Below are 12935 nucleotides of genomic sequence, written 5' to 3'. Positions count from 1 at the left end.
GACAGCAATGCCCTTACATCATTATATAGGAACTAAAAACACATTATATGTCAAAAGAAAAAATCATCCTTACGGGCGACCGCCCCACGGGACGGCTGCACATAGGACACTATGTAGGCTCATTGAGAAGAAGAGTGGAATTGCAAAATTCCGGTTTATACGACAAGACGTTCGTCTTCATCGCCGATGCGCAAGCACTGACCGACAACATGGAGAATCCGGAAAAAGTACGTCAGAACGTCATCGAAGTAGCCCTCGACTATCTGGCATGCGGTCTGGACCCAACGAAAAGCACCATTTTCATCCAGTCTCAGATTCCGGAGCTTTGCGAACTTTCTTTCTACTACATGAATCTGGTCACTGTCAGCCGCCTGCAACGCAACCCGACAGTAAAGACCGAGATACAGATGCGCAACTTTGAGACAAGCATCCCCGTAGGTTTCTTCACTTACCCCATCAGCCAAGCGGCCGACATTACAGCCTTCCGCGCCACCACCGTGCCCGTAGGCGAAGATCAGGAACCCATGCTGGAACAGGCACGCGAAATCGTGCGACGCTTCAATTATATATATGGTGAAACACTCGTTGAACCTGAAATCCTCCTGCCCGACAATGCAGCTTGCCTGCGCCTGCCGGGAACCGACGGCAAAGCCAAGATGAGCAAGTCGCTCGGCAACTGCATCTACCTGTCCGACACCGCCGAAGACGTGGAAAAGAAGGTGAAAAGCATGTACACCGACCCCGACCACTTGCGCGTTTCCGACCCCGGAAAGCTTGAAGGCAACACGGTATTCACCTATCTCGATGCTTTCTGCCGCCCCGAACACTTCGGTCTCTATCTACCCGAATATCCCAATCTGGATGAATTGAAAGCCCACTACCAACGTGGCGGTCTTGGTGACATGAAGGTCAAGAAATTTCTCAATGCCATCATGCAGGAAACGTTAGAGCCGATTCGCAATCGTCGCAAAGAGTTCGAGAAAGACATTCCTTCCATCTACGAAATGCTGAAAAAAGGTTGCGATACAGCCAGGGAAACGGCTGCCGCCACTCTGGACGACGTGCGCAAAGCCATGAAGATAAACTATTTCGATGACGCAGAACTAATTGCCGAACAAGTGAAGAAGTTCAGCGAAGAGTAATCTTTGCCGAACTCCATTCTGAAATATTTCAAAACCAAAGTGACCTCAAGAAACCGGATATGGCTCACGAATCATCCGGTCTTCTGAGGTCACTTTGGTTTTGAGGTCGTCAAAGCAAAAGGAATCAACCCACTATTTCATTTATTGAAAAGCTTTTCTATTTCTTCCTCCTTGATGGTTGCCAGCACTACCCGCCCGTCAGGAGTATAGTTAGGAGCAGGACAGGCAAACAGGCTATCCACGAGGTTCGCCATCTCATCATTGCTCAATACCTGACCATAAACAATGGCTGCGGCACGAGCCAATGTGGATGCAAGAATAGTCTGTACCTCTTCTTTCACATCGCTTCCTTTCTCCATGGCAGTATGCACCATATTCCCGATCAATTCCACCGGGCTCAGTCCTTCGATGCCCGAAGGTATGCCATTGATGGCATAGCTGCCACCACCCAACGGACTCAAGTCGAAACCTACCGCCGACAAATCGTCCATGATACTTTCGAGTACAGCTGCTTCGGAAACCGGCAAATGGATTATCTCCGGGAAAAGTACCCCTTGCGACACCCCTTGTTTCTGATTGATCTGGCTCATATAACGGTCGAACAGTACCCGAACATGCGCACGATGTTGGTCTATCAACATCAAACCGGACTTTACGGAAGTCAGAATGAAACGCCCCTTGAACTGAAAATGTTGAGCTCCTTTTTCTATGGAGACTTCACTTCCGCAGAAGGAAGCCGATGTTGCACCGACAGGAGTGGCGCCCGAACGATATGACACGTCCGGTTCCTCTCCGGAGACTACGAAACCTCTCCCTTCTCCCTCTTCGGCAAAAAATTGTTCCCCCATCGAATTGTTCATCCTACTGCCTTTCTCCAGACCGGAATAGAGTCCCTCCCACTCCACTTTCGGCCGCGAATAGTTTCCGCCTCCCCCATAAGAAGAAGAGGAAGAAGAGGACGTTTTAAAAGGATTGAAGTCGGCATTATAGTGCACTTTCGGAGGCTCAATCGGCCGCGTTTGCTCGAATGCCGGGATATCGGGCATGTCTTCCGTATCAAAATCAATGGTAGGAACAGCGCTGAATCTCCCCAAAGCTTCCTTGACTGCCGCCGACAGAATCTGCCAAATGGCTTGCTCGTTCTCGAACTTGATTTCTGTCTTTGTGGGATGGATGTTCACATCAATATTTGCCGGATCGACCTCCAGATAAATAAAATAGGAGATTTGCTCACCGGCCGGAATCAGTTGTTCGTAAGCATCCATCACTGCCTTGTGGAAATAAGGGTGCCGCATGTAACGTCCGTTCACAAAGAAATATTGATGTGCCCCTTTCTTACGCGACGTCTCGGGCTTGGCAACAAAACCGGAAATCTTAATCATTGTCGTGTCCACCTCCATGGTTAGCAACTGCTGGTTCAGCTTCTTGCCGAATATGGCCAGAATGCGTTGCCGTAGGGACACCACCGGCAAATTGAACAACTCACTATCGTTGCTATACAAATAGAAAGCCACCTCGGGATGCACCAATGCAATACGTTCAAACTCCGTAAGGATATTGCTCAACTCTGTGGAATTAGCTTTCAGGAATTTGCGTCGGGCAGGAACATTAAAGAACAGATTTTTGATAGAGAAATTGCTTCCCTTAGGGCAAGATACAGTTTCCTGGCTCTCAACCTTAGAGCCGGCAATCAACAAGCGTGTTCCCAGTTCTTCATTCTCCAGTCGTGTTTTCAACTCCACCTCTGCCACAGCGGCAATGGAAGCCAGCGCTTCGCCGCGAAACCCCATGGTGCGCAAAGCGAATAAATCGGCTGCCTCGCGTATCTTTGAAGTGGCATGCCGCTCAAAAGAGAGGCGAGCATCGGTTTCGGACATTCCCTTCCCGTCATCGATCACTTGAATACAGGTCTTGCCTGCATCAGTAATCAACACATGTATTTCACGGGCTTCGGCATCAATCGCATTTTCCACCAGTTCTTTCACCACAGATGCCGGACGCTGAATCACCTCTCCGGCTGCTATCTGATTAGCAACCGAATCGGGCAGCAAATGAATAATATCGCTCATAAATAACTACAATTTAGCAAGTATACGTTAAGAAAAGGAAGAAGCCGAATGACATTCGGCAACAACTTCTATATAATCCCGCTACTGATGGCATACCACAGGTAAATCAGCAGGGCAATGACCACCAGAATGATTCCCAAATGCACCGGTTTGCGTCCGCTCTCTTTCCGACGCTTCAAGTGGGTGGTTCCCTCAATGAATTTACCTCGGATATCTTCAGGAGAGAACTCTTTCTCCGGCAGCATACCCAAATCGCGTTTGGCGTTCTCTTCCATTTTCGCCAACTTCTCTTTCCGCTCGTCCACATAGATATATGGATGATTGAAGCCACGGGGCTTCCGCATCGTAAACATTCCCATAGCGTTACTTTTTATTTCGTTTGATATGCATGTTCCTTGGCGAAATCACAGGTTTCCGGTCGCTTTTCTTCAACGCTTCGCCCGCTTTCTTACCTCTCCACTCAAAGATATCCTCCTTGTTTTTCGGGCGGATATAGTCGAACCACACAAAAGAAGGCAGTTTGCTCTTTTCTGCGGGAATCTGATCCAGAGGATAGGCTGTACCGGTGGTTTTCCCTACAAAGACCCCGCGTTCCATCTTCCTGTCCTTCAGATAAATTTTCAACAATCCTCCTTCGGAATAGTTCATCATAATCAACGAGCTGTCTTTTTCTTCTACCGGATAGTAGACCACCAGCACATTGCCGTTGACTTCGACCCTACGCATATCACCGTCAATGAAGAAGGCTTTCATTTCCTTGCCGGACACTTGATTATAATGGATACTGTCCATCTTTTCTACCGTTAGAGCCTGACGAATGATATGCGCCCAGTCGATGGTGCTGTCGTTCATATAAACTTTGATTTCTTCGCCCAGCAACTGCTGTTCTCCATGCCACAGAATAGGGTCGGTATACATTGTCATGCAGGAGTCTTTTGAGTTGTAGACCAAAGAGTCGCACACCGCTTGCACATCCGTGCGATAGGCCCGAACCTTGTGATAGGCACGCATCTCCCGGTACATGGAGTCGGTATTCAGATGATAAGTAATCAACCGCAAAGTGTCGGCGTGCATAAACAGACTGTCGCCTTGCGAATAATCAACAGCCATTGCACGCTGGGTGGCTACGGCATTACCGGTAAGTTCATTATAGAAACAATAGTCGCCGGTAAGCATGTTCCGGTTCACCGTATCATTCATCTGCACATTGTCAAAAGCTTCGCCATAGCCCAGCTTGCGATCGTAGAAAAGACTGTCACCGGTCAATTTCTTGCCTTCGTTGGTCAGAATGGAACGGTCGAGCAACTCTGCCTGTTCGGTAATTGTGTTGTACACACCGCGCTCGGAATAGATATGGTTCTGCTCACTTACAATATCGGAAGGTCCCAAGATGGTGGCTACTTTAGTTTCCGTACTATATTTCAGTGTGTCTGATGTCAGCACGAATTTCGGATTGACCAGTTTCACATCATGGTTGAAAACAGCCAACTTAGTAGTCGGACTATATTCTCCCCATTCGGAAGTAAGTACATTTTCTTCATCGGTCAGCGTCCCGCCTTCAAAATAGTAACCTAAGTTATACAAACGGTCATAGTTCAGGCTGTCGGTGGTCAACTCTGTTTTACGATTAATCATGCGCACATTTTCGCGCAATATGGCCAACTGCGACATCCCGTCGTAGTAAAGGTAATCACCGTAAATAAATAAGGTGTCCCCCTGTTCCATACGAACGTTGCCAAACGCCTCAACCGAGTTTATCTTCTCGAAGATCAAGGCACTGTCGCAGAACATGTACATGCTGTCGTGCTTCAGCCTTACCGAACCGACAAGTATCTGCACATCGGGACGCGAAAGTTTATCGGCTTGCGCTTCATCGGCATAGAGCAAATCCACACGGGTTTTCTGCTTTCCGGCTGCCGGCGCTTGTTGCTTGTCTGTTGCCACCACTTTATTCTTGGAAGTAGCGGTCTTCGTCTTTTTATCTTGGGCGCTTAACAGACAGATGCCAAACAAGCATAGAATACCTATCAAAAGGTATCTATGCTTGTTCAGAAAATGAGTTCTTATATACTTTCTTTGCATACAAATTTATGTAAATCCCTACGGGTCAATTTTTAATCCAGCCCGGATACTTGAACGTACAGTTATTCTTCCAACTATCCTTAATGCGGACATAAGTATGCTTCTGCTTCTCGCGAATCCACTTATCCAATACTTGGCTGCGATGTTTCTCAAGTACTATTTCCTTCAGGTTCTGATAGTCGTCGGCAATCGTTGCTTTATGTCCTGCCGTACGGCTCTTCAACTTCACGATCACGCACTCTTCTTTTCCCGTCTTTTGCGGAATCATGGTGAATGCCTCGGAAATTTCACCCACCTTCATCTTGTCTACCACTTTGGCTATTTCAGGAGGAAGTTCCTGCATCTCAAACTTGGATGTATTCGAGTTGGGATTGGGCAGCAGACCGTGGTTATTACGCGTATCCTTGTCCTGCGAAAGCACGGCGGCAGCCTCCTCGAACGAGAACTTGCCATTACGGATGTCGTCGGCAATGGAGTCCAAACGTACACATCCGGCTGTCAAAGCCGCTTCCGGAATATGAGGTTTCAAAAGAAGATGACGCACTTTGATGCGGTCGCCACGTTTTTCCATCAGCTGAATGATATGGAAACCATATTCCGACTCCACTATTTTGGAAACCTTGTTCGGATCTTGCAGGTTGAAAGCCACATTGGCAAAAGCCGGGTCTAAATATCCGCGTCCGGTAAACGGCATTTCGCCGCCATTGATTGCCGACGCGCGATCGTCAGAATAGAGACGGGCCAGCATGGAGAAGCTTTCGCCTTTATTGATGCGCTCGGTGTATTCCCGCAAACGTCTTTTTACATCTTCAATCTCTTCCAAAGGAATTTTGGGCTGCTGGGTAATAATCTGCACTTCCACCTGAGTCGGGATATAAGGAATACTGTCCTGCGGCAAATCCTTAAAATAACGGCGTACCTCGGCCGGAGTCACCTTTACTTCTCCGACTAATTTCTGCTGCATCTTCTGTACTTTCAACCCTTCGCGTGCATTCTCGCGCAATGTTTCACGAATCTGGCTGGAGGTCTTATTGAAGTATTCTTCCATTTTCTCGCGCGAGCCGATATTGGCGATGTACATATTCGTCATATAGTCCACACGTTGCACAACTTCATTTTCGGAAACCTCGATACTATCAAGTGCCGCCTGATGGAGGTATAGCTTTTGCACGGCTATCTCTTCGGGTATCACACAGTAAGGGTCACGATCGAATTTTCGTCCTTCATACAGTGCACTCATGCGCGCCTCCTCCACTTCGGACTTCAAGATGGCCTCGTCGCCTACAACCCATACCACCTCATCAATCACGTTGTCTTGCCCGTAAACGGTAGGACCGAACCATAGTGTCAAGGCTAATAAAACTACAAACTTAAAGTTCATACACTTTTTCATTCTTGGTATCTTATTCTAAATAATATTTAATCTTGTCTTTTTTCACTGCACTCTGATACAGGTCGTCTTTCACCTTTTTCATAAAATCCACTTGCTTCATATTCAGCAGCATGTCTTTCACCTGAGCATGTGCAAACTCATAGGGTGCCTGCTCACCTGCCGAGCGAAGATCGCTCACATTAAGAAAATAATAAAAAGCCGTATCTTTCAATTCAATTTGCCGATGTTCGCCGAGATAGCCTTCCAGATTGGCTACTTTCAACGGCATCATCGCCAGAATATCCGACGCCGGCACCCATTTGTCATAAAAGTATTCATACTTCACGGCATTTTGCAAGCTATATTTTTCCAGCTTCTCCACAGCTTCGCGCGCCTCCGTCCTATACCAGCGGCGGACATTGGACAACTGCGGAGCCGACAAAGGAACTTTAATGAACAAACCTTTGATCAACGGGCGTTCCACCTTAAAAAGAGCCTGATTCTTCTCGTAATAGTCTGTCAAGTCCTGCTCGGAAATCTCATCCGAGAGCTGTTGATGTATTAAAGCCTGCTGGTAGGTATGTACTATCAAAGCCTTACGATAGTTCTCCACAAGTTTCTCTATTTCACCATTATTGGGAATATTATCCATTGCTTTATCATACAGCAACACATCTTCCGCCCAATTACGTACATAATGTTCGGCAAACAACAAACTGTCGTCTTTTGACAAACCTACGGGCTGCACCGATTGCAAATCTTCCTTATAGAGAAAATAACCATCCAGCTCCACCAAAGGTGTCCGCCCTTCATGATCGTGCCGGTCATTGCATGACATGCAGAGGAAGAGAATCAAAAGTCCAAAGCCGGTTGTTCGCATCGCCAACTGATATTTACTCATTTTAAAGTACGAAGATAATGTTTTAATCGGTTGCATCAGTGATTATTAACGGTTTTTAAAACCTCTTGTTCAAATTCAACCTTAGCAGCAGAACGCAACTTTGCGGTCCAAAGTGCTTCCAGATGATTTTGATAGGCCATGGTTACGGATTCATGTACTTCCTCCCAACTATCCGGTCCTTTTTGCTTCTTGCCGAGCACTATTGTAAAAGGGTATGACAAAACCGGAGCCATTTCTCTCTTTCCAAAAACCAACTGATCCACATACCCATTATCGCCGGGAGCATATGTTCCTTGCTCTGCCTGTATCTGCTGCTTCCCTTCGGCATTAAAAGTCAACCGAATGGCATCTTTCCATTCGGTTTCAGGCAGTTTCTTCAGGAGCTTCCTCGCTTGCTTGGCCACCCGTTTGGTGACGCAATGCAACACCATCCCTTTATAACGTGCCTCCCCCCAATGAAAATCCGAACGGTGCGTTTCAAAATATCCCTTTAATTCCGCTTCATTCCCCACTTTCTCTTCTCCGATTTCACGATGAATAATTTCGGCAAGCAATACACTGTCGCAATGCTCTTGCAGCAGCATCCTGAACTCCGGGTGTTTCCGCTCCAAACGACTGTTCTCATAATCCAGCACGGTCTTCATGACAAACTCCTCTAACTGTTTGCGAACCCCGGCCGGATGCGCAGCTGCGAAACGGGAAAAGCCCTCTCCGGTGTACGATTTTCCATCCAACGTAAAGAGTGTCCGACGCGTACTGCCTGCCGACAGAAGTTCGTCTATGCCAGCTTTGTCGGGCGTATAGCGATACTCCTTCTTCAGTTTCTCCACAAAAGTTCGGGTAATCTTATTATCTCCATACCGAAAGGTCTGACGATGGATGACTTCATCCTTCACTTCATCAAACTCCTTTCGTTCAAGAACTTTCGCAATGTGAATGCCCTGCGGAGTGAAGAACGGACGGGAGAACTCTCCTACCTTCAAGCCAAACACAACGTCTTCAAACTCTATCGGCATTTGCGTCCGACTAACCCAGAAAGAGCTTTTGTCATCAGAAAAAAGATTGACACAAACATCGAAATCCGTTGCCGCATTCGCTTTCTCCAACTGCCTGAAGACAGAATCCATTTTGTGTTCTACCTCCCGCATCGCATGGCCGGAAATATTTTGAGGAAGGTATTTAAAAACATGCTTCACCAGCACTTGCCCTGCGCGATGCCCGGATTTCATCTTATCGTAAAAGTCACGTGCCTCCTTACCGGCAGTTTCCATATCCGTCAGGTAAGCCCTGACCAACCGGTTACGATAACGTTCTCGTTCTTTCAGAAAAACGGTGGCCGTATCCAATCCCGCAGCTTTGGCCGCAGCAACTTTCAACTTAAAGCTCACAAAAGAATCGACATACTCATTCAGTTCTTTTCGCCCTACACCTGCATTCATGCCTTTTTTATCACAGAAACGCTCGAACTCAGAACGAAAAACCTCCTTTCCGTCAATACGCATGAGCACCGGGTCGTTTTGAGCCGAAACAGCCAAAACGAATCCCCAAAGCACAGATATCAAAGCCAATCTAACCATCATCCACTCTTATTTAAGACCCGCAAACTTACGGAAAATCTTTGGAATAACCACGATAAGAAAATGCAATGTTTTCAAAAGATATGAGCCGCCATTCATCTTCCGGCGATATTCCTCCTCCGCGGACGGAACGGCCGAGCCCTCGGTGCCCCCGGTTTCGGGGGAACTCTTGAGGAGGGGGTATGCTATACTATGCTATGCTGTGCTATGCTATGTGTACCAAATGTTACATTTTAAGCCTTAAATGTTACATTTATGACGCTTAGTTTTTCGGCATGATGTTCCATAAGGACATTGCTTTGTCAATAATTAACACAAAGACATCTCAAGGAGCCTCCCCTTTCGAGAGATACCTGTAGGCAGGATTCGGTGGAGATATATTTCCACCATGCTGCATCTATATTCCGAGCGCACTGCATCTATATTTCCCGTAAAGAACATCTATACAGCAAGCGCCGGCAGACGTACATTCTTATAAAAAGTAAACAATTTTCCACCTTTCGCAAATTCAAGGTTGAAAACGTATGATGCACCTTTCATCTATTTTTTTCGTTCCGTTTCGTGTTGCCCGAAAGAATTATTAAAAAAAATCCGATTAATAATTTGCTATTCCCAAAAGAATACATACTTTTGCAGTGTACTATTTTACTAATACACAAAAACCCACAATCATTTAAGTATATGCTACAAGTAGAAAACATTTCATTCAGTTATCGTCGAGGCAAGAAAGATGTGCTGGACGATTTTTCCCTCTCATTGGAGAAAGGCAGGGTTTATGGATTACTGGGCAAGAACGGAGCCGGCAAGTCCACTTTGCTTTATTTGATGAGCGGTTTGCTCACCCCCAAGCATGGGAAAGTGATATATCACGATGTCGATGTACGCCGCCGGTTGCCCATCACGTTGCAGGACATGTTTCTGGTGCCCGAAGAGTTTGAGCTTCCGGCTATCTCCCTTGTCAGCTATGTGGAGCTGAACAGCCCGTTCTATCCGCGTTTCAGCAAAGAAGACATGATGAGGTATCTGCATTTTTTCGAGATGGAGCAGGACATCAATCTGGGCGCTCTTTCTATGGGACAGAAGAAAAAAGTGTTCATGAGCTTTGCCTTGGCCACCAACACTTCGTTGCTGCTGATGGACGAACCCACCAATGGACTTGATATCCCCGGCAAGAGTCAGTTTCGCAAGTTCATTGCTTCCGGAATGTCGGACGACAAGACGATTGTCGTTTCTACCCATCAAGTGAGGGATATCGACAAGATTCTGGACCACGTGCTCATCATGGACAACAAGCATGTGATGCTCGACGCATCCACGACCGACATTTGCCGCAAGCTTCTCTTTGTGGAAAGTGACAACCGGGAATTGGCGCAGAAAGCATTGTATGCACTGCCTTCCGTGCAAGGCAATTACCTGATGCTGCCCAATGCGGATGGTGAGGAATCGGAGATAAACCTCGAGCTGTTGTTTGGAGCGGTGCTCTCCTCTCCCGGGAAAATAGCAAATATGTTTCACTCTAACAAATAAGAATGATGATACGTGATACCTTTTTTAGTATGCCCCGTTTTGTGAACCTGTGCCGCAAGGATATGGTGGAAAACTGGAAAGCCAATGTGCTGCGCATGGTGTTGATGTACGGCATGATTGCGATAATCTTTATATGGAACGGATATATTGAATATACCGATCGCAATTGGGAAGGAGTGACTAATGACCCGGCATGGCCTTTTCACGCGATAACATTTATCTGGTGCATTGTCCTCATGGGCTGCCTGAGCGCATCGTTCATCATGGAACGAATGAAGACAAAGACCGGCCGTACAGCCATGCTGCTGACACCGGCCACGATGTTCGAGAAATTCCTCTCGCGCTGGCTGGTTTTCACGTTCGGCTTCCTCATCGTTTTCTTGGTGTCCTTCAAACTGGCAGACTGGACCCGCGTGCTGTATTTTACGGTAAAATACCCCGAAGCGAGCCGGATAGCCTCCGTGCCGCTTTCCGTCTATCTCGTAGGCCCGGCAGAACATTGGACAGCTTTCAATAATTGTGACAAATTTATGTTTGGCGTAAGTTTCTATTTCCTCTTGCAATCCTGCTTCGTACTGGGCAGCTCCATTTGGGCCAAGAATGCTTTCCTCAAGACGTTTGCCGCCGGAGTTGTCATCGTCATAGTCTACTTGTTGATTGGCGCAGGGTTAGTAAAAGTGCTATTCCCCGATAATTATATGGAAAATAAGTTTTTCACGGACGAGCAAGCCGCCTTCTGGGGAAGCATCTTATGTTCGCTCGCCACCCTATTCAACTGGGTGCTTGCCTATTTCCGTTTCAAAGAGTCAGAAATCATTAACCGTTGGTGATAAAGTATGAATTTCAAAGAAAGTAAGGCCATCTACCTGCAAATAGCAGACCGCCTCTGCGACGAGATACTCCTCGGACAGTATCGGGAGGAAGAGCGCATTCCTTCGGTGCGTGAGTATGCGGCTGTGGTGGAGGTCAACGCCAATACCGTGATGCGCTCGTACGACTACTTGCAGACGCAAGGCATCATCCATATCAAGCGGGGCATCGGTTACTTCGTGACAGTCGGTGCGCGCGAACTGATTCATTTCCTACGGAAAGAATCCTTCCTGACAGAAGAAGCCGATTACTTCTTCAAGCAAATATACATGCTCGGCGTGACCGAAGAAGAACTCATGGCCATGTATCGGGCATATGGTAAGAAACAGAAAAAATAAAGACAGATAATGAAACGAACAAGTTATATCATATTGGGAGTGCTGCTCGGCGGACTGTTGCTGATGAGCGGCACGATATTCTACATGTCAAAGCATGGACTGAACAGGGACGACTATGAACTATATTTCACCGAGGCACCCAAAACTTTTCCACTTCCGGAATGCAAAGTATTGAAACTGCTTGCTCCGCGTGCGGACCGCAACCGAAACGGCGATGCAGAAAGAATCAAAGAGGCATCTTTCATAGAAATCCCTTTAGAGATATGTCCTACCGACTCGTCTGCTTCGGGCAGCATCTCTTTCGCCGCCGACTTAGAGCCCTTTGTTTCCATAACATCCGCCGAAGACACAGTGACCGTGTCGTTTGCCTTTCCATTGGAGAAATTAGACAAAAAGTTCGCTCGCACATTTTGGTTGAGCGTGAACTCCAAAACCGGCATGACCCTGTCAGTCCCCCCCGGCGTACAGAGCATCGTATCTAACATGTACGACCAGAAGAGCACGATCAGAGGCTTTGAGCGCGACAGTCTGAGTCTTTCTTTCAGGCATATTTATGGTCCGGTCGTGATAGAGAACAGCCATTTCCGCTCCATACATATCCAAAGCGGAAACAACTGGCATTTCAAAAGCGGCTCGGCAGAGACAATGCATCTGAACTTGGATTACATCGGAAATTGGACAGTAAATACGGATTCCTTCCACATTGATACGGAGTACCTGAGCGGTAGCCGTAGCGCATACTGCACATTGCAGAAAAACGAGTGCAGGCAAATGCTATGGACACCATTGGCCAAAGAAGCAGCTTTGAATGTAAAACTGGAGTCTGGAGGCAAAATAGAACTGACAGACAAACCGAAGCCTACGGAATAACGAAACTCAACCCGAAACTTTCATACAGCCCCGAAACAGCCACGTAGATGACAGGAAAAGAAAAAGCCGTTCAGTTTTTGAACGGCTTTTTGGTTGCGGAGGCCTGACCTTATACAAGTCTTTCGTATTTCGATAATACCTGATTATCAAGCTAATACATTTTCTTAATTACCTGTTTTATTGGCTT

11 protein-coding genes are annotated in these 12935 nt (G+C 46.9%); 5 read left to right on the top strand and 6 right to left on the bottom strand.

The features are described 5' to 3' along the window. Positions 1-47 precede the first annotated feature (47 nt). Entirely contained in the window at positions 48-1142 is a 1095-nt protein-coding gene (gene trpS / locus EV202_RS08140; RefSeq protein ID WP_131926616.1) for a tryptophan--tRNA ligase, read from the top strand. A 137-nt stretch (positions 1143-1279) separates the two neighbouring features. Here the strand turns inward: trpS and mutL are convergent, their stop codons facing one another. The 6 genes from mutL to EV202_RS08110 all read right to left on the bottom strand — a co-directional run bounded on the left by mutL (position 1280) and on the right by EV202_RS08110 (position 9143). Continuing rightward, complete coding sequence (gene mutL, locus EV202_RS08135; RefSeq protein ID WP_131926614.1) at positions 1280-3211, bottom strand: DNA mismatch repair endonuclease MutL; 1932 nt, start codon at positions 3209-3211, stop codon at positions 1280-1282. Between the two features lie 68 nt (positions 3212-3279). Next, positions 3280-3570, bottom strand: coding sequence for a hypothetical protein (locus EV202_RS08130; RefSeq protein ID WP_106069294.1), 291 nt, complete (start codon positions 3568-3570; stop codon positions 3280-3282). 4 nt (positions 3571-3574) lie between these two features. Further along, on the bottom strand, positions 3575-5293 hold the full coding sequence (locus tag EV202_RS08125; RefSeq protein WP_131926612.1) for an OstA-like protein: 1719 nt from the start codon (positions 5291-5293) through the stop codon (positions 3575-3577). Between the two features lie 25 nt (positions 5294-5318). After that, positions 5319-6686, bottom strand: a complete 1368-nt coding sequence (locus EV202_RS08120; RefSeq protein ID WP_106069296.1) for a peptidylprolyl isomerase — start codon at positions 6684-6686, stop codon at positions 5319-5321. A 10-nt stretch (positions 6687-6696) separates the two neighbouring features. Then, positions 6697-7545: a peptidylprolyl isomerase gene (locus tag EV202_RS08115; RefSeq protein ID WP_106069297.1), complete on the bottom strand. Its 849-nt coding sequence runs from the start codon at positions 7543-7545 to the stop codon at positions 6697-6699. A 56-nt stretch (positions 7546-7601) separates the two neighbouring features. Then, a complete protein-coding gene (locus EV202_RS08110) occupies positions 7602-9143 on the bottom strand; it encodes a peptidylprolyl isomerase (RefSeq protein ID WP_131926693.1) in 1542 nt (513 codons plus the stop codon). Positions 9144-9824: 681 nt separating this feature from the next. On the opposite strand from EV202_RS08110, the gene EV202_RS08105 reads away from it, so the two are divergent. From EV202_RS08105 to EV202_RS08090, 4 genes are read left to right on the top strand one after another with little or no spacing between them, the layout of a single operon-like run. Next, positions 9825-10670: an ABC transporter ATP-binding protein gene (locus EV202_RS08105; RefSeq protein ID WP_131926610.1), complete on the top strand. Its 846-nt coding sequence runs from the start codon at positions 9825-9827 to the stop codon at positions 10668-10670. Positions 10671-10675: 5 nt separating this feature from the next. Then, complete coding sequence (locus tag EV202_RS08100) at positions 10676-11500, top strand: hypothetical protein (protein WP_131926691.1); 825 nt, start codon at positions 10676-10678, stop codon at positions 11498-11500. 6 nt (positions 11501-11506) lie between these two features. Continuing rightward, complete coding sequence (locus tag EV202_RS08095) at positions 11507-11878, top strand: GntR family transcriptional regulator (RefSeq protein WP_131926608.1); 372 nt, start codon at positions 11507-11509, stop codon at positions 11876-11878. A gap of 9 nt (positions 11879-11887) precedes the next feature. Beyond that, positions 11888-12748, top strand: a complete 861-nt coding sequence (locus EV202_RS08090) for a hypothetical protein (RefSeq protein WP_131926606.1) — start codon at positions 11888-11890, stop codon at positions 12746-12748. Positions 12749-12935: the final 187 nt, after the last annotated feature.

It is taken from the genome of Prevotella heparinolytica (assembly GCF_004342845.1).
GTDB classification, from domain to species: domain Bacteria; phylum Bacteroidota; class Bacteroidia; order Bacteroidales; family Bacteroidaceae; genus Bacteroides; species Bacteroides heparinolyticus.
This window is presented reverse-complemented; position numbering and strand designations above follow the sequence as displayed.